19 protein-coding genes, 3 tRNA genes and 1 riboswitch are annotated in these 23,877 nt (G+C 29.6%); of the genes, 3 read left to right on the forward strand and 19 right to left on the reverse strand.

What is annotated here, in order from left to right; genetic code table 11:
- Nucleotides 1-60: 60 nt before the first annotated feature.
- Nucleotides 61-2,226 (reverse strand): Tex family protein, encoded by a 2,166-nt coding sequence (locus ARA56_RS08180; protein ID WP_055265587.1) that lies wholly within the window; start codon nucleotides 2,224-2,226, stop codon nucleotides 61-63.
- 569 nt (nucleotides 2,227-2,795) lie between these two features.
- On the opposite strand from ARA56_RS08180, the gene ARA56_RS08190 reads away from it, so the two are divergent.
- Nucleotides 2,796-4,139, forward strand: a complete 1,344-nt coding sequence (locus ARA56_RS08190) for a M28 family metallopeptidase (RefSeq protein WP_055265591.1) — start codon at nucleotides 2,796-2,798, stop codon at nucleotides 4,137-4,139.
- Between the two features lie 117 nt (nucleotides 4,140-4,256).
- Here ARA56_RS08190 and prfB read toward each other — a convergent pair.
- The 6 genes from prfB to recD2 form a co-directional block, all read right to left on the reverse strand.
- A protein-coding gene (prfB, locus tag ARA56_RS08195) for a peptide chain release factor 2 (RefSeq protein WP_187361737.1) occupies nucleotides 4,257-5,358 on the reverse strand; the annotation gives its coding sequence in 2 pieces (ribosomal slippage) (nucleotides 4,257-5,279 and nucleotides 5,281-5,358; 1,101 coding nt in all).
- A 187-nt stretch (nucleotides 5,359-5,545) separates the two neighbouring features.
- Nucleotides 5,546-8,059, reverse strand: coding sequence for a preprotein translocase subunit SecA (secA, locus tag ARA56_RS08200; RefSeq protein ID WP_055265595.1), 2,514 nt, complete (start codon nucleotides 8,057-8,059; stop codon nucleotides 5,546-5,548).
- Between the two features lie 144 nt (nucleotides 8,060-8,203).
- On the reverse strand, nucleotides 8,204-8,734 hold the full coding sequence (gene hpf / locus ARA56_RS08205) for a ribosome hibernation-promoting factor, HPF/YfiA family (RefSeq protein WP_055265597.1): 531 nt from the start codon (nucleotides 8,732-8,734) through the stop codon (nucleotides 8,204-8,206).
- A gap of 437 nt (nucleotides 8,735-9,171) precedes the next feature.
- Entirely contained in the window at nucleotides 9,172-9,816 is a 645-nt protein-coding gene (locus ARA56_RS08210) for a ComF family protein (protein WP_055265599.1), read from the reverse strand.
- Complete coding sequence (locus tag ARA56_RS08215; RefSeq protein WP_055265601.1) at nucleotides 9,789-10,781, reverse strand: hypothetical protein; 993 nt, start codon at nucleotides 10,779-10,781, stop codon at nucleotides 9,789-9,791. The genes ARA56_RS08210 and ARA56_RS08215 overlap by 28 nt, the downstream gene beginning before the upstream one ends.
- Before the next feature lie 21 nt (nucleotides 10,782-10,802).
- Entirely contained in the window at nucleotides 10,803-13,034 is a 2,232-nt protein-coding gene (gene recD2, locus ARA56_RS08220) for an SF1B family DNA helicase RecD2 (protein WP_055265603.1), read from the reverse strand.
- 109 nt (nucleotides 13,035-13,143) lie between these two features.
- Between recD2 and nagA the strand changes: the two genes are divergently transcribed.
- On the forward strand, nucleotides 13,144-14,286 hold the full coding sequence (gene nagA, locus ARA56_RS08225) for an N-acetylglucosamine-6-phosphate deacetylase (RefSeq protein ID WP_055265605.1): 1,143 nt from the start codon (nucleotides 13,144-13,146) through the stop codon (nucleotides 14,284-14,286).
- Between the two features lie 252 nt (nucleotides 14,287-14,538).
- On the opposite strand, the gene metK is transcribed toward nagA, so the two are convergent.
- The 5 genes from metK to ARA56_RS08250 form a co-directional block, all read right to left on the reverse strand.
- Nucleotides 14,539-15,714, reverse strand: coding sequence for a methionine adenosyltransferase (gene metK, locus ARA56_RS08230; protein WP_055265607.1), 1,176 nt, complete (start codon nucleotides 15,712-15,714; stop codon nucleotides 14,539-14,541).
- A 96-nt stretch (nucleotides 15,715-15,810) separates the two neighbouring features.
- Nucleotides 15,811-15,975, reverse strand: a riboswitch (SAM riboswitch).
- 122 nt (nucleotides 15,976-16,097) lie between these two features.
- Nucleotides 16,098-16,182: transfer RNA gene (locus tag ARA56_RS08235), tRNA-Tyr, on the reverse strand.
- A gap of 5 nt (nucleotides 16,183-16,187) precedes the next feature.
- Nucleotides 16,188-16,262 (reverse strand) — tRNA-Thr (locus ARA56_RS08240).
- A gap of 20 nt (nucleotides 16,263-16,282) precedes the next feature.
- Nucleotides 16,283-16,367: transfer RNA gene (locus ARA56_RS08245), tRNA-Tyr, on the reverse strand.
- A gap of 187 nt (nucleotides 16,368-16,554) precedes the next feature.
- Nucleotides 16,555-16,986: a hypothetical protein gene (locus ARA56_RS08250; protein WP_055265609.1), complete on the reverse strand. Its 432-nt coding sequence runs from the start codon at nucleotides 16,984-16,986 to the stop codon at nucleotides 16,555-16,557.
- Nucleotides 16,987-17,097: 111 nt separating this feature from the next.
- Here ARA56_RS08250 and yyaC point away from each other — a divergent pair, with 111 nt between their 5' ends.
- Nucleotides 17,098-17,628 (forward strand): spore protease YyaC, encoded by a 531-nt coding sequence (gene yyaC, locus ARA56_RS08255; protein WP_055265611.1) that lies wholly within the window; start codon nucleotides 17,098-17,100, stop codon nucleotides 17,626-17,628.
- Nucleotides 17,629-17,674: 46 nt separating this feature from the next.
- Here yyaC and mreB read toward each other — a convergent pair whose 3' ends face one another.
- The 7 genes from mreB to ARA56_RS08290 all read right to left on the reverse strand — a co-directional run bounded on the left by mreB (nucleotide 17,675) and on the right by ARA56_RS08290 (nucleotide 23,875).
- Nucleotides 17,675-18,709 carry a rod shape-determining protein MreB gene (gene mreB, locus ARA56_RS08260; RefSeq protein ID WP_055265613.1) on the reverse strand — a complete coding sequence of 345 codons (1,035 nt, stop codon included), beginning with the start codon at nucleotides 18,707-18,709 and terminating at the stop codon, nucleotides 17,675-17,677.
- Between the two features lie 91 nt (nucleotides 18,710-18,800).
- On the reverse strand, nucleotides 18,801-19,052 hold the full coding sequence (gene spoIIID / locus ARA56_RS08265) for a sporulation transcriptional regulator SpoIIID (RefSeq protein WP_055265615.1): 252 nt from the start codon (nucleotides 19,050-19,052) through the stop codon (nucleotides 18,801-18,803).
- A 91-nt stretch (nucleotides 19,053-19,143) separates the two neighbouring features.
- On the reverse strand, nucleotides 19,144-19,926 hold the full coding sequence (locus ARA56_RS08270) for a M23 family metallopeptidase (RefSeq protein WP_055265617.1): 783 nt from the start codon (nucleotides 19,924-19,926) through the stop codon (nucleotides 19,144-19,146).
- 137 nt (nucleotides 19,927-20,063) lie between these two features.
- Nucleotides 20,064-21,134 carry a stage II sporulation protein D gene (gene spoIID / locus ARA56_RS08275; protein ID WP_055265619.1) on the reverse strand — a complete coding sequence of 357 codons (1,071 nt, stop codon included), beginning with the start codon at nucleotides 21,132-21,134 and terminating at the stop codon, nucleotides 20,064-20,066.
- 136 nt (nucleotides 21,135-21,270) lie between these two features.
- Nucleotides 21,271-22,533: a UDP-N-acetylglucosamine 1-carboxyvinyltransferase gene (murA, locus tag ARA56_RS08280; protein ID WP_055265621.1), complete on the reverse strand. Its 1,263-nt coding sequence runs from the start codon at nucleotides 22,531-22,533 to the stop codon at nucleotides 21,271-21,273.
- 20 nt (nucleotides 22,534-22,553) lie between these two features.
- On the reverse strand, nucleotides 22,554-23,189 hold the full coding sequence (locus ARA56_RS08285; protein WP_055265623.1) for a hypothetical protein: 636 nt from the start codon (nucleotides 23,187-23,189) through the stop codon (nucleotides 22,554-22,556).
- Nucleotides 23,190-23,470: 281 nt separating this feature from the next.
- Complete coding sequence (locus tag ARA56_RS08290; RefSeq protein WP_055265625.1) at nucleotides 23,471-23,875, reverse strand: ATP synthase delta/epsilon chain alpha-helix domain-containing protein; 405 nt, start codon at nucleotides 23,873-23,875, stop codon at nucleotides 23,471-23,473.
- Nucleotides 23,876-23,877: the final 2 nt, after the last annotated feature.

Here is a 23,877-nt window from a genome sequence, read left to right on the forward strand (position 1 = left end):
TATTTCACTTATATTATATTCTCTCATATTACTATTTTCAATAGTTTTTTCAATTTTTTTCTATTTATCTATATCTTTCATTGTTAATGAAATTCTCTTTCTTTTTTCATCAACTTCCATTATTTTAACTTTAATAACATCGCCTACTTTAACTATATCTAATGGATGCTTTACAAATCTATTTGCCATTTGACTTTTATGAACAAGACCATCTTGATGCACTCCAATATCTACAAACGCACCAAAGTCAGATACATTTCTTACTGTACCCATAAGAATCATTCCTGGCGTTAAATCTTTTATATCTACAACACCAGTTTTTAATATTGGTTTTGGCATATCTTCTCTTGGATCTCTACCTGGCTTTTGTAATTCTTTTATAATATCTTTTAAAGTAATTTCTCCAACTTCTAATTCCTTTATTATATTATTTAATCCTTTTTCAGAAACTCTTTCGTTTATATCATCTAATTTTCTATTCTTTAAATCTTCTTTAGTATATCCTAACATTTCAATAAGTTTAGTTGCCACTCCATATGATTCTGGATGAACTGAAGTATTATCTAAAGGTTCTTTACTTTCCATAACTCTTAAGAAACCAGCACATTGTTCAAATGCCTTTTGACCTAATCTTTTAACCTTTAATAATTCCTTTCTAGAAGTAAATCCACCAACTTCATCTCTATACGCTACAATATTATTAGCTATTGCTGAATTTATACCAGCAACATAAGTTAGTAATGATGGTGTAGCAGTATTTAAATCTACTCCAACTTTATTAACAGAATCCTCAACAACCCCAGTTAACGATTCATCTAATCTTTTAGGAGCAACATCATGTTGATATTGGCCTACTCCTAAAGCTTTTGGCTCTATTTTTACAAGCTCAGCCATTGGATCTTGAAGTCTTCTACCAATTGAAATCGCTCCTCTTATAGTAACATCTAAATCTGGATACTCTTTAGTTGCAAGCTCTGATGCTGAATATACTGATGCTCCTGATTCGGAAACTATAACATAAACCAATTCCTTACCTGTTTCTTTTTTAATTTCAGATATCATCTCTGAAATAACTTCTTCTGATTCTCTTGATGCTGTTCCATTACCAAGAGATATTACTTCTACATTATATTTATTTATAAGCTCTTTTAAAATCTTTTTAGTTCCACTTACATCATTTTTAGGTAATGTAGGATATACAGTAGCCTTTTCTAAAAACTTACCAGTAGAATCTAATACAGCTACCTTACATCCTGTTCTAAATCCTGGGTCAAATCCCATAACAACCTTTCCCTTTATAGGTGGTTGCATAAGTAATGATTTTAAATTCTCTTTAAATATTAATATTGCACCTTCTTCACCTTTATCTGTAAGTTCACTTCTTACTTCTCTTTCTATTGAAGGAAATATTAATCTCTTATATGAATCTTTAATTGCTAAAGATAAGTATTTATCAGTTACATCATTTTTCTTTAAAATTTTATTTTCTAGATATGATAATATCTTTTCTTCATTTACATTTATTTTTACTGAAAGGATTTTTTCTTTTTCTCCTCTATTTATAGCTAATATTCTATGTGGAGGAATCTTAGACACATCTTCACTGTATTCATAGTACATCTCATACGGAGTAGATTCTTCGCTACTACCTTTTGTTTCAATTTTTCCTTCTCTTATAGTAAGTTCTCTTATCCACTTTCTATAACTTGCTTCATCAGATATAATTTCAGCAATTATATCAAGAGCTCCATTTATAGCATCTTCTGAAGATAAAACTTTCTTTTCTTCATCTATATACTTTGATGCTTGATCTTCTATATTCCCTTTAAAGTTACCTTCAAGTATTAATTCAGCTAATGGCTTTAGTCCTTTTTCTAATGCAATTGTAGCTCTAGTTCTTTTCTTTTGCTTAAATGGTCTATATATATCTTCAACCTCAGTTAAAGTTTCACTTACTTCTAAAGCTTTAACTATTTCATCAGTTAGTTTTCCTTGCTCATCTATAGATTTTAAAACTGCCTCTTTTCTTTCTTTTAAATTTCTAAGGTAAGTCAATCTTTCAAAAAACTTTCTTAAAACCTCGTCGGTCATTGCTCCTGTTTGCTCTTTTCTATATCTAGCTATGAAAGGAACTGTATTACCTTCATCTAATAAACTAATAACATTTTGAACATGCTTTAGTTGTATTCCCAATTCCTTTACTAATCTTTCCTCTATATTTACCATAGCTCCTCCTAAACTTATGTCAATTATTTTTCTTACAATACTATTATATAATATTTCCCAATTATTTTTTAATATTTTTCTTTGTTTACATTACTCTCTTGATATTAAGTAAATTAACTTGTATAATAATTGTAAAATATTTACAATTAGGTGGTGATATTATGCCTCAATTTATTAATAAATTTATGTATATTCTGCTAATACTATTTATAACATTTCTCGTATTAAATGAGTTTTACGTTATTGATTTCTCTACAAATCTTAAGAATATATTTATATTCTTAACATTGATATTAATTTTATTAACGTCGATGAAGGAAATTCTATCAGGTACTAACGGTTTTATTAAATTTCTAAACGTAATGACTTTACTTTGTACTATAATTGGTGGTATTTTCTCTATCATTAAAGGTCAACTTAATACTTTTATTTATATATGTTTAATCTTCTCATTAATTAACGGAGTAATAGTTTTAACTTATTCAAAAACATAATTTTATTTATTTTAATCATATTACAAACATTAAGATAATAGTATTAGATATATATTATAATTTCGAGGTATTTTTATGCGAAAAAAACTTATATATCTTTTAAGCTTATCCATAACATTTATTTTATTATTTTTCCTAATTTTGCTTAACTATTCATATTCAGATTTTGATTCTAGCAACGTAAAAGAAACTATAAGTCTCCTTTCTTCTGAAACTTATAATGGACGTTTAGCTGGTTCTACTGAAAATGCGATGGTGGCAGATTTTATAGAAAATAAATTTAGAGAAAGCAATTTAAAACCATATGGTGATGATAGTTATAAGAAAGATTTCGATACTATCTGTCCAGTTTATACAAACACAACACCTTATCTTAAAATACTATCTAACGGTGAGGTAGAAGAAGAACTTCAATATGGAGTTGACTTTAAAGAAGATATGATTAACTTTAGAGGAAATACTTTTACCTTTTCTAATAAAGATAAAATTTCTTCATTCTTTCTTTCAATTGAAGTAACTACTTCCGAAAATAAATTTTTATTTTTTGTTCCTAAAGAAGAAGAACTTTATTTTAGAAGCTCATTTATGAGTGATTTTCCTTACGATGCAGTTATTATGATAACAGAAAATACAAAAAACAAGATAATTACTAGCTTAAATGAAGGAAAAGAAATTTCTATTCATATTCCTTTTGAAAGTGAAACAAAAACAATATCTAATGTTGTTGGTGTTATTGAAGGAACTGATAAAGAAGCCGCTCCTTTAGTTATTACAGCACACTTTGACCACCTTGGACAAGATGGCTTAGGTAATATCTATGGTGGTGCATTAGATAATGCATCTGGAACAAGCTTTATCCTTGAACTACAAAGAAGCCTTTCCACATTTGCAAAGCCTAATCGTGATATAATTTTTGTTGCACTTAATGCAGAGGAATTTGGATTATTAGGCTCAAAACAATTTGCTGAAGAAAATATATTTAATATAAAGAATTCAGAAGTTATGAATTTTGATATGGTTGGAATTACTGGCTTTCCAATAACATTTATGCAAGGTGTTGATTTCAAAGATAAAGATTCAGAATTGCTAAACTCATTAGAGGAAATATGTAAAAAAAATAACACTTCTTATGAGGTACTATATCAAGACTCCAGTGACCATGCTAGCTTCAATAAATTAGGTATAGATGCTGTTAGCTTTTGCCATAGTGATTTAAGTAAAATTCATACTCCATATGATAGTTTAACCTATATAAATTTGGATGCTATAGATTCTGTTTATGAAATAGTTAATCAAAAAATAATGGATAGTTGTTATAGTAAGTTTACTTTATTTCTTTACAATAAGTTGTTAATTCTTATTTTATCAATAATTTTAGGTATTTTAATTGGATATCCTCTTCTTAAGAAAAAGCAGTAAATTGTCCACTACGCAAATATAAATAAATGCCTTCGTCATAAATGTTATATCTGACGAAGGCATATTTTTCTGTCTTAAAAATATTACTTTTCTTAATTTATCTAATATTCAAAGATTTTACTTATTGTTTTGCTTTAAGTAAGCAGTTATAAATTGATCTATTCCACCATCCATAACAGCACTTAAGTTTGATGTTTCCTCATTCGTTCTATGATCTTTAACCATATTATATGGATGGAATACATATGACCTTATTTGGCTTCCCCATCCCATATCTTTAAGTTCTCCAGTTAGGTCTTCAATCTTTTCCTTATGAGCTCTATCCTTAAGTTCAATAAGCTTTGATTTAAGCATAGCCATAGCTGTATCCTTATTGGCAAATTGACTTCTCTCATTCTGACATTGTACAACTATTCCAGTAGGTATATGTGTTATTCTTATAGCTGATTCAGTTTTATTTACGTGTTGCCCACCTGCTCCACTAGCTCTATAAGTGTCTATCTTTAAATCTTCTGGTCTAATATCAATATCTTGATCTTTAGTAAGCTCAGGCAATACTTCTACTGATGCAAAGGATGTTTGTCTTTTACCATTAGCATTAAAAGGTGATATTCTTACTAATCTATGAATTCCTTTTTCAGCCTTTAAATATCCATAAGCAAATTCACCTTTAACTTTTAAAGTAACACTCTTTATTCCCGCTTCATCACCTTCTAATAAATCTACTACTTGAACTTTATATCCTTTCTTTTCACACCATCTAGTGTACATTCTAAGTAACATATCAGTCCAATCATTAGCATCAGATCCGCCAACACCGGCATGAAGATTTAATATAGCATCATTTTTATCATATTCTCCAGATAAAAGTAACTCTATTCTATACTCTTCAATCAGCTTTTCTATATCTCTAATTTCATAGATAATTTCATTTACAGTTTCTTCATCATCTTCTACAATTTCTGCTAATACTTCAACATCATCTATTCTATTAACTAAACTTTCAAATCTATCTATTTTATCCTTGATACTCTTGCTTTCCTTTGTAACTTCTTCAGCTCTTTTTATATCATCCCAAAAACCTTTTTCTTGCATTTGAAGCTCAAGTTCTTGAAATCTCTTTTCTAGACTATCCTTGTCAAAGAGAAGCCCTCATTTCATCTAATGTAACCTTTAAACTATTAAGTTTAGCAAGTTCTTGCTCTAATTTAATTAACACTATATCAACCCCTTTAGTTAATTAATAATTAATATATAACAATTAATTATTATTAATTTCATTTATTATATTTTATCATCTTAGTTATCTATTTCAAATAATAATATATTTTTAACACTGAAACTCTATATGAGTTTTTTATAAATTTTAAATTATTAATTAAAAAAGTGCCCATTAGGGCACCTTTTTATAATCCTCTACCGCAGCAGTTTTTATATTTCTTTCCACTTCCACAAGGACAAACATCATTTCTTCCAACTTTGTTATCATTTCTTGCAGGTTCTTTCTTTAAGCTTTTATCATCAGCTCCATGACTAGCTGAAGTTTCTTCTGCAACCTTTTCTCTTTCCACTGGTCTTTCAACTCTTACGTGGAATAAATACTTAACTGTTTCATTCTTAATGCCTTCGATCATTTCTTCAAACATTGCGCTACCTTCCATTTGGTATGCTTGAATTGGGTCTTGTTGTTTATATGCTCTCAATCCCATTCCTTGTTTTAAGTGATCCATGTTATCTATATGAGCCATCCATTTTTGGTCAACAACTCTTAAAAGAACTACTCTTTCAATTTCTCTCATTTGTTCTTCACCAAATTCTAACTCTTTACCTCTGTACGCTTCTAATATTACTGATAATAATTTATCTTTTATTTCATCATTAGAAAGATTTGCTAATTCTTCTACAGTTACAACTCCATTAGGTAAACATATATCTCCTAAGTATTGTAGTAACTTTCCTAATTCCTCTTCTAAGTTTTCAACTTCACCCATTAAGTGAGAATTTACAGCATCCGTAACTACTTCTTCTATCATAGATTCTATTTGATCTTTTAAGTTTTTACCTTCTAAAACTTCTCTTCTTTGTCTATAAATAACTTCTCTTTGAAGATTCATTACGTCATCATATCCAAGTAAGTTCTTTCTTATATCAAAGTTGTTACCTTCAACCTTCTTTTGAGCATTTTCTATAGCTTTAGTAACCATTTTACTTTCTATTGCTTCATCTTCTTCAAGTCCTAGCTTATCTATAACACCTTGAATCTTTTCTGATCCGAAGATTCTCATTAAATCATCTTCTAATGATATGAAGAATAATGATGCTCCTGGGTCACCTTGACGTCCAGATCTACCTCTTAATTGGTTATCTATTCTTCTTGATTCGTGTCTTTCAGTACCAATTACCTTTAATCCACCAGCTTCTCTAACACCTTCGCCAAGCTTAATATCTGTACCTCTACCAGCCATATTAGTAGCTATTGTAACAGCTCCATATTCACCAGCATGAGATATTATTTCAGCTTCTTGAGCATGGTATTTAGCATTAAGTACTTGATGTTTTATTCCTCTCTTCTTTAATAAAGATGAAATATATTCAGATTTATCAACACTAGCAGTACCAACTAAAACTGGTTGACCCTTTTCGTGTGAAGCAACTATTTCATTTATTATAGCCTTATACTTACCAGCTTCATTTTTGTAAACAACATCTGAACTATCTATTCTTGCAACTGGCTTATTTGTTGGTATAACAATAACGTCTAAGTTATAGATTTCTCTAAATTCATTTTCCTCTGTTAAGGCTGTACCTGTCATACCTGATAATTTATCATACATTCTGAAGTAATTTTGGAATGTTATTGTTGCTAAAGTTTTAGATTCTCTTTGAATCTTAACACCTTCCTTAGCTTCTATAGCTTGGTGAAGACCATCCGAGTATCTTCTACCTTCCATAAGTCTTCCTGTAAACTCATCTATTATAACTATTTGATCATCTTTCACCATATAGTCTTTATCTATTTTCATCGTATAGTTAGCTTTAAGCGCTTGAGTTACATAGTGTTGTAAACTTAAATGCTCTGCATCAGCATAGTTAGGTATTCTAAAATATTTTTCTGCTTTAACTATACCTTCATCAGTTAATAAAACTGCATTTGCCTTTTCATCAACAGTAAAATCTACATCCTTTATTAATGTCTTAACAAAATAATCAGCTACACTATAAAATTGAGTTGATTTATCACCCATTCCTGAAATTATAAGAGGAGTTCTAGCTTCATCTATTAATATAGAGTCAACCTCATCCACTATTGCAAAGTTTAGTTCTCTTTGAACCATTTCTTCTTTATATATAACCATATTATCTCTTAAATAATCAAATCCATATTCATTATTTGTACCGTATGTGATATCACAGTTATATGCAGCTCTTCTTTCTTCATTAGTTATTCCGTGTACTATAACTCCAGTTGTTAAACCTAAGAAATTATATAAATGTCCCATCTCTTCCATTTGAGTTTTTGCAAGATAGTCATTAACTGTTACAACGTGAACACCTTTTCCTGTTAATCCATTAAGATACGCTGGCAATGTAGCTACAAGTGTTTTTCCTTCCCCTGTTTTCATTTCAGCTATTCTTCCTTGATGAAGTACCATCCCACCAAGTAATTGAACTCTGAAATGCTTCATTCCTAATACTCTCCAAGAAGCTTCTCTACAAACAGCAAAAGCTTCTGGTAATATACTATCTAAAGACTCTCCTTTAGCTATTCTTTCTTTAAATTCAACTGTTTTATTTTGTAATTCTTCATCAGTTAAAGCTTGCATAGATGGCTCTAAAGCTTCTATTTTATCAGCTATACTTTGAAGTTTTTTTACTTCTCTTTCACTATATGTTCCAAATAGTTTTTCTAAAAATCCCATAAGTATTTCCTTTCAATTTAAACCATTATTCTATCTTAAAGTACCTTTTATAAATTATACCATTTATTATGTTAATAATTCAACAAAAATAAAGTTTACACAAAATCTAAAAGGAGCTCCATAAATCAGGAGCTCCTTTATAATTTACGCATAATCAGGTTCTAATACACCATAGTTTCCATCTTTTCTCTTATATATTACATTAATATTATTTGTATCTGCATCTTTAAATACAAAGAAATCATGTTGTACTAATTCCATTTGTAAAATAGCTTCTTCTGCAGACATTGGTTTTATATTAAATTTTTTAGTCTTTACTATTTCTCCAGTTGTTCCTTCATCTTCTAATGCCACTTCTTCTATGTTAACAAATTTTAAAGAATTGTTGTTTCTTCTTGATAACTTAGTTCTTTGTTTTCTTATTTGTCTTTCTAATTTGTTTTCAACTAAATCTATTGATTTATACATATCATCTGTTGCTTCTTCACATCTTAGTACAACCCCATTAAATGGTATTGTTACTTCAAATATTTGTCTATTCTTTTGTACACTTAATGTAGCTCTAGCTTCTACTCCAGGAGTAAAATACCTATCTAGTTTTGAAATCTTTTTCTCAATCATTTCCTTTAGTGCTGGTGTCACGTTAATATTTTTACCTATTACTGTTACTCTCATAAGGTCAACCCCTCTCTATTCGTTGTTGTTGTGTGTCTTTTAAGATTTCAAATTCTTTTATATATATATATTCTACTCCTTAGATTTTTATGAAGCAAGATTCATTGAGTTTGAATTTTCTGAATATTCTCTTTCTCTTTAAACTTTACTTAACTTTTCTTTTATTATTATAGATTTACGCAAAAAAGCCACTAATTTCCAAAAAATTAGTGGCTTTTTTGTAAAAGTTAGCTGACCTGGATTTTGACCCCACACTCGCCTACTGGAGCTTTTGCTACCCGGAATTAACCTCTCACTACTAACACTCTCAGCATCACTGCTGGTAGGACTTACTTCTATACCGCACCATGCTCATTAAAACTTTGTTTAACTTACGTGGATCGTTTCGCCTGCGACTGGCATCGACTTTCATCCACAGACCTAACTTTACATTACTATTATATATGGCTTTTTGCAATTGTCAATACAGTAATTTCTTCTACATTATATTTTTTAAATATTTTTTCACATTCTAACAACGTTGCCCCTGTAGTAACTACATCATCAATAAGTAGAATTCTCTTATTTAAAATCTTTTTATCTCTTATTTCAAATGCATCTTTAATATTTTTATATCTTTCTTCTTTTGATAAACTTTTTTGTTCTTTAGTATCTTTAATTTTAATAAGAGATTTACTTACTGGAATATTTAATTCTTCGCTTAAATGTTTGGCGATTACTTCACATTGATTAAAACCTCTCTTTTTAATAGAGTTTTTACTCATTGGCACATAGCAAATCACATCACATTCTATTTTTCTTTCATATATTAAATCTAACAATAATTCTGAAATAATCTTTGCTGCTGTAAAATTTTTCTCATATTTAAACGCTAGTATTAACTCTTTTAAAATTCCTCCATAATATCCATAAGATAATATATGGTCTTGTTTTTCTACTCTCTTTATTTTACTTTCACAAAGCGGACATATCCCTATGAAACCTTCACTACTACACACTATACATTTGTTTAATGGTGGATAAATCAAATCAAGTATTGCTGAAATTACCGCTCTTATTTCTTTAATACTTTTCTTTCCCATAACCTTTGATTAAATTCTCTTGTTATATTTTTAGATTTATCCATATCTTCTGATATTTCTTTAGAAACTAGCAGTATTTCTGGCAAAAATTCATTACTTACCTTGAGAGATCCACATAAATAAATTATATCCTTATAAGTATATAATTCATCATCTGAAAACAACATTACTATATTTAAGTCATTTATATGATTTATATAATTCCCTATACTATTAGTAACTATAAAAACGGAATCATTATATCCATCCAATATATCTTCAACAAATCCAAAACTTTGTTCTTTTACGTATTTAACCACTCTTATATCATCATTTTTTAAGGTATTATAATAATTATTATAAATCTTATTTAACATATATTCTGACGGAACAATAATCAAAGCTCTCTTTTTATTTTTCTTGAACCATTTAAAATATTCATATAGCGCTAATGGTATATCATTTTCTAACTTTATTCTAGTTAGAATAAATCTTGGCTCTACAATAGGAACATTATCTAATAAATAAGCCAATTCCATTTTGTTTCCTATAGGAAAAACATACTCAGAAGAATAAATAATTATCTTTCCAGATCTCCAATATATTTCTTCTACAGCATCTCTAAGCTCATCCTTTGATACTGTTGAAAAAACCGTTATATCATCGAGTACAACAAGATCAAATTCATCATATACTTCAGATAACGAATCAATAGTTATAAAGTGTATGTTATCCCCTATGTGGTTCTTCTCTTGTTCACCTATTAAAATATTATAATATTCTCTTTTTCTCTTTTTCACTTGTTCTTTATCATTACAACACCATACATACAGTATCTTACCATTGTCATATAAAACTTTATTTATTAAATTCGAAAAAACAATAGATGTATTAAAAGGTCTAGTTTTAACAGTAAGTACCTTACTCTTCTTTTCATACCAGTTATTTATTTTTTTGAATGCACTGTTAAGCTCTTTATAATTCATCTTTCATAACCTCTCTAAATTCTAATCCCTAACTATCTTCTCATCTGCTGTAATATCTATAATTCTTTCCTTTAACGAAGAATATCTCTCTACATTATTAGTATTAGTAACCATATATTTAAGAGCTTTCTGACTTCCGACAACAACTACTAACTCTTTAGCTCTTGTTATCCCAGTATATAGTATATTCCTATTCATTAAAAATGCTGACCCCATAAAGACTGGAGTTATTACGACTTTAAATTCACTTCCCTGACTTTTATGTACAGTTATTGCATATGCAAGTTCCAATTCATCTAAAAAAGCAAATTCATATACAACTCTTCGTTCATCATCAAATATTACTGTTAAAGTACTCTTATCCTCATTTATAGACTCAATAAAGCCCATATCACCATTAAATACTCCAACTCCTTCTTCATCACCAATGCCATTAATCCTAGTCCATTTAAGAGAGTAGTTATTTTTTATTTGCATAACTTTATCTCCTTCTCTAAAAACCATTTCCCTAACATTCTTTTCTTTTTTGTGATTTGATGGAGGGTTAAGTATTTTTTGAAGCTCATTATTTAAATTTTCTACTCCTAATACCCCTTTTCTCGTTGGTGATAAAATTTGTATATCTTTTACCTTATTCCATTTTGAATTAAAATTAGGTAATCTTCTATTTATCAAATCAATTATAGTCTTTAAAATATCATCTATATTTTCCCTTGAGTCAAAGAAAAAATCACCATCTTTTTTATTTAGATATGGTAGCTCACCATTATTAATTTTATGAGCATTAACTATAATCATACTTTCTTTACCCTGTCTAAAGATTTCATTTAATCTTACAACATTTATAAAGTTGCTATTTATTAAATCTCTTAGAACATTTCCAGGCCCTACAGAAGGTAACTGATCAACATCTCCAACTATTATTACCCTAGTTCCTAATCTAATAGCCTTTAAAAGACTATTCATAAGCATAATATCTATCATAGATGCCTCATCTATAATAATTACATCACCTTCTAAAGGCTCACCTTCTCCCTTCCCAAAGAATGAGTTTTCATCATCACTTACGCCCATCTCTAAAAGTCTATGTATAGTTTTAGCCTCTCTCCCTGTAGACTCACTCATTCTTTTAGCTGCTCTACCTGTTGGTGCTGCTAAAAGCACTTTCATACCACTATTTTCATATATCTCAATTATACATTTTATAATTGTCGTTTTACCTGTACCTGGACCACCTGTTATTATCTCTATTCCATTGTTAAATGCACCAATAATAGCTTCTTTTTGAGCAGGTGCAAATTTTATATTATATCTTTTTTCGAAAGATTCTATTTCAAATAAAACATCAGTATTAATTGTTTGGAAGTTTTCTATACTTAAAGTAATTATCTTATTAGTTACTCCTAGCTCACAGTAATAATATGGCAAAGTATATACTGCATCTATTCCATTAATTTTTTCTACCTTTAATTTTCCTTCTAAGACGCTATTATATATATTTTCTACCACAAGCTCTTCATCAACCATAAGAACCTTCTTACATTCATCTATCAGCATATTCTGTGGCATATATGTATTTCCTAATCCAGAGAAATTATTAAGAACATATCTAATCCCACTCTGTATTCTAAATGGCGATACTATTTCAATTCCTAAACTTCTAGCAATTCTATCTGCAGTTAAGAAACCTATTCCTGATATTTCATCATTTAGTACATATGGATTTTTAGAAACTATATCTATTGAATCTGGACCAAACTTTTTATATATCTTCAAACATTGATTTATAGTCATTCCATGTTTCTGAAAAAACATTATTATATCTTTTAAATCTTTACTCTCTAAATAAGAATCATATATTATGTTAAACTTTTTTTCACCTATACCATCAACTTCTTTAAGTCTTTCAATATTATTATCTAGAATTTCTAAAGTCTTATCTCCAAATTTATTTACTATTTTTTTTGCAGTTACCGGCCCTATACCATGAATTATTCCAGTAGATAAATATTTTTCAATCTCTTTCGCTGATGAAGGTAATAATTCATGATACTCCTCTACATTAAATTGTCGCCCAAATTGCTTATGATTAATCCAGGACCCTTTAAAATTTATTTGCTGTCCCTCTTTAAGCAATGGCATTATTCCAACAACTGTAATTAACTCCTTGTTAGCTGTAACTTTACTAACTATATATCCCGTATCTTCACTTTTAAATATAATCCCTTCAACTAATCCTTCTAGTACTTCCATTTTAATTTTCACACCTTTAAATCTTATCTTCTATATTATATAATTATATCATATTATATAAATTTAACTCATACCGCTTTAAATTTGGGTTATCTAGGAGGTATATTTTATGCTAATTAAAAATTGTAAATTAATTTACCTAGACAAAATAGAAGAAGGTTCTGTTTTAATCGAAGATGGTAAAATCAAAGAAATAAATCCTAGCTTTGAAAATTGTGATAACGTTATAGATGGTAAAGGATTATATTTAAGTCCTGGTTTTATAGATGTTCATATACATGGTGCTGGTGGTGTTGATACTATGGATGGAACGTACGATGTTATAAACACAATAGCAAAAACTATTGCTAAACATGGTACTACTTCTTTTACTCCAACTACTATGACTGTCGCTAAGAAAGACATAAGAAAAGCTATATCTGCAATTAAAGAAGCAAAAATCAAAGGAACAGATGGTGCTAATGTTTTAGGAGCTCACTTAGAAGGTCCATTTATAAGTCCTAAAGCAATTGGAGCTCAAAATCCAAACTTTTTAATAGAACCAACTATAGAAAATTTTAATGAAATGGTTGGCGAAGATGAAGATGCAGTAGTTTCAATAACAATGGCTCCTGAAGTAGATGGAGCTAAAGAATTAGCTAGTTATTTAACTGATAAAGGTATAGTTTGTTCAATGGGACATACTAAGGCTACTTATGATGAAGCTATGAATGGTATAAAATGCGGCTTCTGTCACTCAACACACCTTTTCAACGCTATGACTCCATTTACACATAGAGAACCTGGTGTTGTAGGTGCAATATTTGATTCAGAAATAACTACTGAAACTATATCTGATGGTATTCACATATCTTATCCATCATTAAGAACTGCATATAAACAAAAAGGAACTGACAAAGTTCTTCTAGTTACTGATGCAATGATGGCATGCGGAATGCAAGATGGTATGTATTCTTTAGGTGGCCAAGATGTAGAAGTTAAAGATGGAGCTGCTAGATTATTAAGTGGTTCACTTGCTGGTTCAGTTCTTACTTTAGATAAAGCAATTAAAAATGTTTATAATAATTCTAGCTACCCACTTAATGAGGTTGTTAAAATGGCTTCATATAATGGTGCTAAGCATTGTAAAGTAGAAGACAGAAAAGGATTAATAAAAGAAGGCTATGATGCTGACTTAGTTCTTTTTGATGAAGATATAAATGTAAAAATGACTATTGTTAACGGGAACGTGGTATATAGCACACTTAAATAGTATTGTTCGCAAAGCTCACAGGTGAAAAGTCGACTTCGTCGAGGTGAAAATGCTACTATCGTAGCAGTGAAAATTTAACTGAAGTTAAAGTGAAATCTATTAATATAGATAATTTTCATTATTGCCATAGGCAATATTTTCACTGTCACGTCAGTGACATTTTCCCTTTTGACGAAGTCGAACTTTTCACCAAAGTGCTTCGCACTTTATTTAAAAAGGAACTCACATCAATTTCTGTGAGTTCCTTTTTTATTATAAGTATTTTTTTATTTCTTCAACTTTATTTAATCTTTCCCATGGAAGATCTAAATCATTTCTACCAAAGTGTCCATATGCTGCAGTTTGTTTGTATATAGGGCTTCTTAATCCTAAATCTCTTATTATAGCTCCTGGTCTTAAATCAAAAGTATTTTCTACAACTTTTACTATTTCTTCTTCTGAAATCTTTCCTGTTCCAAAAGTCTCAATTTCAATTGATACAGGTTTAGCAACTCCAATAGCATAAGCTAATTGAATTTCTAACTTATCTGCAATTCCTGCTGCTACTAAGTTTTTAGCTACCCATCTTGCTGCATATGCTGCTGATCTATCAACCTTTGTTGGATCTTTTCCTGAGAAAGCTCCGCCTCCATGTCTACCATATCCACCATAAGTATCAACTATTATCTTTCTTCCTGTTAATCCACTATCACCTTGTGGTCCACCAACAACAAATCTTCCAGTTGGATTTATATAATACTTAGTATTATCATCTAAAAGTTCTGCAGGAACAACCGCTTTAATTACATGTTCCATTAAATCTTCTCTTATTTGCTCTTGACTAACTTCTGGTCCATGTTGAGTTGATATTACTATTGTATCTATTCTTACAACCTTATTATCATCATATTCCACTGTTACTTGAGTTTTTCCATCTGGTCTTAAATAAGGTAATGTACCATTTTTTCTAACTTCACTAAGTCTTCTAGATAATCTATGTGCCATAGCTATCGGTAATGGCATAAATTCTGGTGTTTCATTTGTTGCAAAACCAAACATCATTCCTTGGTCTCCTGCACCAACAGCCTCAACATCATCTTTATTACCAGTTTTTGATTCTAATGCTTCATCAACACCCATCGCTATATCTGATGATTGTTCATCAATAGATGTTAATACTGCACATGTATCACAGTCGAATCCATACTTAGCTCTATCATAACCAATTTCTTTTATTGTTTCTCTAACTACCTTTGGAATATCCACATAACATGATGTTGATATTTCTCCCATTACCATAACCATTCCAGTAGTTACAGCTGTTTCACAAGCTACTCTTGCCATAGGATCTTTAGCTAGTATACTATCTAATATCCCATCTGATATTTGATCACATATTTTATCTGGATGTCCTTCTGTTACTGATTCTGAAGTAAATAATCTTTTCATTATATATCTCCTCTCTTAATTAAGATGATATTAATTCTAAAGATAAAAAAAGTCTCTTCTTAAGATAAAGAAGAGACCTACTATTCAACCATGTCTTTCTTATCTTGCAAAATTAATTGCAGGAATTGGCACCACGCTTATACAATTAATAGATTATAATTAAAAATGATAACTTATTCATTTTTAATTCTTAATTATTAATTAATGAAGCAGGTTGCCGGGTTTCACAGGGCCCTCTCCCTCTACCTCTCTTGATAAGAACTAATATCAAATTTTATTTACTGTAATATATATTAACAACTATTATAACTAATGTCAATAAATTTAAATTGTAATATTTTTATATAAAAAATAAAAAAAGCATAGATAACCTATGCTTTAAATGGTGGGGGAGGACGGATTCGAACCATCGAAGCGAATCGCAACAGATTTACAGTCTGCCCCCTTTGGCCACTCGGGAACTCCCCCATAAATGGAGCTGGTGATCGGAGTCGAACCAACAACCTGCTGATTACAAGTCAGCTGCTCTGCCATTGAGCCACACCAGCATATTTAATTAAGTTATTAATGGTGGGGGAGGACGGATTCGAACCATCGAAGCGAATCGCAACAGATTTACAGTCTGCCCCCTTTGGCCACTCGGGAACTCCCCCATGTCTTATTAATAACTTTCATCATTTCGTGCATCACTGCCGAACTGACAATGACTAGTATATATTCATAGCAATAATATTTCAACCTTTAAATTTAGTCATTTTAAGAGTTTATTTTTATTTTTCTCTCTTTTTCTTAATTTATCTTAATATTACTTATTTATATATTATTTAATATGTCTATTAATTAAACTAACTCTATATACTGATTTAAGATTCCTTCAAGCCTATTATAGTCTTCTTCTATCAATCGTTTTTTTATATATGATAAAGCTTCTTCTTTTGAATCTATGCTACCACTATTTAAAATAGAATTAACTTTTGCACAATCAATTACTGAAAGTTTATCCAATATACTTTTAACAACACTTCTTTCATCTAAAGTTAGTTCATTAATTATATTATCTAAACTTATAGTTAAAATATCTGATGTATATCCTTGTATAACCTCTTGATCACTAGATACGGATTTTTCCTCTATAGTTTCCTCTATAACGCTACTACTAATCTCATCAAATTCATTTTCCTTTTTAGCGTTCGGTTCATACAAAACTATTATAAATATAATACTTACAGCTACTAAAATTGACATAGTTCTCATTATTATATTCAGTTTCATTTATTATCACCACCTTATCTAAAAATAATTTCCATTTTTTCTTTTTTTATACTTATTATATTATTAGTTTTTTTTTCATATATATTATTGTTGAGAGGTGGTGGGTATAAATTGAAAAGGAAAGTTAATTATAAATCCAACTTATCTTATTATGAAATCGCAGAATTTATAAGAAAGTATATAACATCTGAAACAGTTATAGTTTGCATTGGCACAGATAAATGTATAGGTGACTGTTTAGGTCCTTTAGTAGGTACTTTTTTAGAAGAGTCTTCTTTTCCTGTTCCTGTATACGGAACATTACAATCTCCTATTCATGCTTTAAATATAGACAAGAAAATTGATGAAATTAAAAAAACTCATCCTCAGGCTACAATTATAGGAATTGATGCTTGCTTAGGTGATACTAATTCTATAGGTGAAATTCACGTAAGAGATTACCCTATCCATCCTGGTAAAGGTGTTGGTAAATCATTACCTGAAGTTGGTGTTGCTTCAATAATAGGAATAGTAGATTCTAGTGATAACGCTGAATTTTTTACATCTAGAGGTATTAGGCTTAGCCTAGTTTTTGAAATGGCACGAGTTATTTGTCATGGCCTAAATCATGCATATTATCTTAATTCTTCATATAATAAATAGCACTATAAGAATTACCTTATAGTGCTATTTACCTATTTATATATAATTAATCTATTAAATTTATTTCACTTCCAAAAATATCTGAACCTAATTTATCTATGTAGCTTAAAACCTGACCTGTCCCTTCTGCAACAGCTTCTACAGAATTGTGAGCTATTTCTACTGTAACACCAGTATTTTCTTCTATAAGCTTATTAAGCCCATATAATAAAGATCCTCCACCAGTCATTAATATCCCTTTTTCTATTATATCGGCAGCTAATTCAGGTGGTGTCTTTTCTAGTATACTCTTAACTCCTTCAACTATTACTGATACAGGTTCTGCTAAAGCTTCTCTTACCTCTTCAGTACTTATTTCAACTTCATCTGGTAAACCTGTTATTAAATTTCTACCTTTCATAGTAGTAGTTAACTTTCTTGAATCCTTAAATGCAGATCCTATTTTTATCTTAACATCTTCTGCAGTTTTTTCACCAATCATTATTTTATATTTATTTCTAACATATTTTATTATTGATTCATCAAATTTGTCTCCAGCAATTTTGATTGATTTTCTAACAACTACTCCACCTAATGATATTACAGCTATATCGGTAGTTCCACCACCAATATCTACTATCATTGCTCCATTAGGCTTGGTTATATCTAATCCAGCACCTATTGCAGCTGCTAGTGGTTCTTCGATTATATGAACTTTTTTAGCCCCTGAATTTTTAGCAGCATCCATTACGGCTCTTTTTTCTACTTCAGTAGCTTGAGATGGAACACAAACCATTACTCTTGGAGCTACTATTCTTCCTTTTCCGCAAGCCTTTTTAATAAATTCTTTTAGCATTCTTTCAGTAATATCATAATCAGAAATAACTCCATCTCTTAGCGGACGTACTGCAACTATATTTCCTGGGGTTCTCCCGATCATTTTTCTTGCTTCTTCACCTACTGCTAGTACCTTATTATTATTTTTATTGATGGCTACTACTGAAGGTTCTTTTAATAATATCCCTTTACCTTTTACATAAACAAGTACTGTAGCAGTCCCTAAATCTATTCCAAGGTCGTTCCCACTTCTCCAAAACCACATCTTATTCACTCCTACCAGATATATAATATTTCAAAATAATTCTTTTTCAGACAAATTATTCTTTAAAAATATTATATATGTAAAGGTATTATCATTCAATAGCTTTGTATTTTAATTTAGTAGCTTTTCCACCTCTAATATGTCTTTCTGCCTTATTTAACTCAAGTATATTTTGAGTCTGCTCTGCAATGCTTGGATTAATCTTAGGCAACCTTTCTGTCATATCTTTATGAATTGTACTTTTACTTACTCCAAATACTTTAGCAGTTTTTCTTATAGTAGCCTTTGAATCAATAATATATTTTGCAACTTCTAGTACTCTCTCTTCAATGTAGTCTTTCAAAAATGTAACCTCCTTATAAATAGATTTAATTAAAATATAATTCTTTTTAGTTAATCAGCCATTTGAAATCCAAATGGCTGATTAATATTTCTTAGAAACTAAAGTAATCAGATGGATTTAATTGATTACCTTCAGAGTCTTCAACTTGTAGATTTAATACATCTCCACAAACTTCTGAAGTAAAAATCATTGAACTATTTCCAACTGTTCCAATTTCATCTCCTGCTGAAACTATATCTCCAACAGCAACTGAAACTTCTGCATCTAAATTTGCATACTTAGTTTTTAATCCGTTTGTATGTTCTATAACTATAAAGTTTCCATCTTCTGTGCTCTTTGATACTTCAATAACCTTACCTTCTGCTGCAGCCGTAACAGCTGTTCCTACAGAAGCATTTAAATCAATACCTCTTCTAGTTCTATCTACTGTTCCATTTTCATTATCTTGTAATCTAATCATCTCTTTATATTCTCTAGATACAGTACCTTCTAAAGGTAATTGGAAAACTACCTCTGTTACTGTAGTAGAAACTGGAACATCTTCTGTGTTATCTGCTACCTCTGTATAATTGTCTACTTCTTCGTTATCAGCAACTTCATCTAATTCCTCTGATTCCTCTGCCACATTATCACCAATTTCAACTCTATCTGCATTTGGCATTTCGTTTCTTGAGGCTTCTGTAGAATCATTTACTGACTCCTCAACATTTAAAGTAAATTCATTATTCTGATTATTGCTTTGCTTTAACTCGTTATTTTTCTTAATTGTAAAAGCTGCAACAACAGCGACTATACATAAGCAAATGAATAGAACAAAGTAAAAGCCCTCCTTTCTAAAAAAGTCTTTTACCTTATCTTTGTTGTTTGAATTCATATCAACACCTCCTTTCTGTAGTCTTGCCCTATATACAAATTTAATTCAATTAATAACCAATTTCCGTACTACAAATTTCCTCAATAAAAAACAAAAAGACCTTTGTTTTTCAACAAAAGTCTCAATAAATTATAATTTTATTCAGAAAATCTCAAATTTGTAATTTCTACTCCAGTATAATAATGTTTAATAATTTCATTATAAGTCTTTCCTTCTTTAGCCATGACATTAGCTCCCCATTGACTCATTCCAACTCCATGCCCATATCCTTTACATTTAAATATTATATTGCCATCATTTATTTCATAAGTAAAATTACTAGAATTCAAACCATATAAAAACCTAAAATCTTGACCTCTAATTGTTTCTCCAGCTACTTGAATCTCTTTTACTCCACCGGCCTCACTTTTAGATATAACATTTATACTACTTTCAATATTACTCGCATTTAAAGAAGATTGTGGATATGACTCTTCGAACTTATTAATAAACTCATTAATAGTCATAGATACTTCGCTCTCAAACTTCGGTGCTATTTCCTCTCCAGTACTCTCTACTGATTTTAAATATGGTATATCTGCCCAATATAAATCAACAGAGTTTTCTGTCATTCCTGAACTAGTAGAAAAAAACTGTGGATAAAGCACTAGCTCATTTTGATAGCTCATAACTTGTCCTTTAGTCGATTCTACTGCCTCAACTATTTTATTCCAATTTTTTTCTCTATCACTCTCTTGCCAAAGCTCTAGTCTAACTTCTTTGGATGTATAAACTTGACAATGTACTGAGTCACATATATCTGCTCCATTTGCTTTCACACAATTTTTAATTTTTTTACTAGCTAAATATGTTCTAGCTGCTACAGCTTGTGCCTTTAATGCTTCCAATTCGAATGTAGCAGGCATTTCATTTGATATTACCCCACATATATACTCTTCTAACGGAACATCTACAATTTTATTTTGAGAAGTTATATATACACTTACCATTTCACTATCATTTAAAATTATATCTTTAACTTCTATAGTTGTAGGTTGAGTTATCTCTGCCTCTATTTCTTTAGTCACTTCTGACAATTCATCTAAATTAATGCCTTCTGATTTTATTAATATACTAGGCATAATTATCATAAATACTACTATACATATAGTCGTAAATAATAAAAATTTAATACCTTCATTTAAGTTTAATTTATATCTCCTATTCATAACTAACCTCCCACTATATTTATCCACAAGCTATATATACGTTTTAATCTGTAAAATAATTCTATTTATTTATTAAAAATAAAAAAAAATAAGACATGCTCAAAATTAGCATGTCTTTATTTTAAATATCTAATATTTATATTTTAATTCTCTGAACATTAGCTCCTAGATTATTAAATTTCTCTTCAATTCTTGTATAACCTCTATCTATATGATGAATTTCACTTATTATAGTTTCTCCATTAGCAACTAATCCTGATAAAATCATAGCGGCTCCTGCTCTTAAATCTGTAGCTTTAACTTCACATCCAGTCAATTGTTTAACGCCTTCAACTATAGCAATTCTACCATCAATCTTTATATTTGCTCCCATTCTAACTAATTCACCAACATGCATAAATCTATTTTCAAATACAGTTTCTGTTATAATACTTACCCCTTTAGTAACTGATAATAATGCCATCATTTGTGGTTGCATGTCAGTTGGAAAACCTGGATATGGTAATGTCTTAATATCTACCGGTACTCTCTCTTTAGTTCCATCAACTAACATTTTTTCTCCGTTGATTTCGAATTTTATTCCTACCTCTGTTAATTTTTCTATAGTAGGCATTAGATGTTCTTCATTCACTCCATTTATAGTTATTTTACTCTTAGTTATTGCAGCTGCCACAATAAATGTTCCAGCTTCAATTCTATCATATATAGGTGTAAATGGTTTTGTTTCTTTTAATTCCTTAACTCCAGTTATAGTTATTCTTCCATAACCTGCCCCTTCTACATTAGCTCCCATACTATTAAGAAATCTCGCTAAATCCCATATTTCTGGTTCTTCAGCTGCATTTTCTATTATAGTAACACCTTCAGCCAAAACAGCAGCCATCATTAAATTTTCTGTTGCTCCAACAGAAGGAAAGTCTAAGTATATTCTATTTCCTTTTAATCCTTCAGTTTTTGTATTAATATAACCATGACCATTTTCAATATCTACACCTAGTTTTTTTAATCCTTTTAGGTGAAGATCAACTGGTCTACTTCCTATATTACATCCTCCTGGCAATGATATTTTGCATCTGCCAAACCTGGCAAGCATAGGTCCAACAATCAAAAACGATGCTCTCATACGCTTTATCAAGTCATTACTTGGCTCAATCTCCTTTAAATTTGAAGTATCTATTATTAAATCTCCTGTTATATCAGAAAACTCAACAGAACATTCTAACTCTCTTAACACATTTACTAACACTAGAACATCTTCAAGTAAAGGCACTTTTTTTATTGTTATTTTTCTAGGATTTAAGATAGTTGCTACAATTATAGGCAAAACTGAATTTTTAGCTATACTTATATCAACTTCTCCTTGAAGTTTATTCCCGCCTTTAACTATAATTTTTTCCATATTACCCTCCATATTAATTGTTAGTATGTTACAAAAATTATTGGTGTTCCTATAATTATATACTTTCCAGTATCATAATTAATTTGTCCCATGTTAATCTTACTTCCATCAATAAATTCTGCCTTTAATACTTTTCCGTTACTTATTTCCGCTTCCTCTATAGTATCTTCATTTATTCCATCTAATATAAATGGTAATATATTTTTTTCTTCATCTATTCTAACCTTTGAAAAGTAATAAATTCTCTCATCTATACACTTACTATTTTTTAAATTTTCTACAGCTTGTCTTAAATCAGAGCTATTAAAATTACTCAAAGTATTCATTATTACTATTTCGATCTTTGTTTTCTCTCCATCGATTAAATTAATATTGTAAGTTAGCATTTCATCTATACAAACTATTCTATTGTTAAATATATCTATATCACTTATTAATTCATTTGTTAAAATTTCTATAATTCTATTCTTCTCTTCAATAATGCTTGTATTAGTAATGTATTCTAACTTAACTCCATTCTGAACAAAATCATAGTTTTCTATTAAAAATTTTTCCATATCTCTATAGTATTTTTCACTTTCATAACATTCATATTCTACTCCATTAATAATTAATAGAGAAAAGAGTATAATAAATATTAGTCCTATCTTCTTCATATTATTATCCCGCCTTTCCTCTAAAATTATTGTCCATTTATTAAGTTTTTATACTATTCGATATATAATAATATATTAATTACACCTCCAAAATGTTCCCTTTCTACAAAAAACCTTAATAACAAACAATTTATTAAAAAAATAAGTAATTTAAAATTACACATCTTTATTAAACCTATTCCCTTCTGTCAAAATTCAATTTAAATTTGAGTTAATATTTTATGTTAAAAAAAGAGAGATATTTTCAAATATTTTTTAAATTACTTGAAAATATCTCTCTTTTAAATATTTTTTTTAATTTCTATCCTTGCTTTAGCCCTTAAAAGTGCATTTTTTGCTCTCTCAGTATCTGTATTGCCTTTTTCTGACAACCTCTTTTTAGCTCTTTCTTCTGCTAGTTTTGCTCTATCTAAGTCAATTTCCTCTGGCCAATTTATAGAGTCACAACAGAATTTTATTGAATTATTATCTATATATATAATTCCTGATGAAGTAAATAAATTTTTTTCTTTTCCATCAGAAGAAATAAATGTAGTTACAGTAGGAATTGTACTTATAATTGACTTAGTGTGATTAGGTAAAATTTCTATTTTACCCTCATCACTTTCTGTTACTACTGAAACTACTGCCTCTTCTACCTTCTTATTATCATTAGTAACAATAGTTAGCTTACTTTGCTTTTCCACAT

Source organism: Clostridium disporicum, assembly GCF_001405015.1.
Taxonomy (GTDB): Bacteria; Bacillota; Clostridia; order Clostridiales; family Clostridiaceae; genus Clostridium; species Clostridium disporicum_B.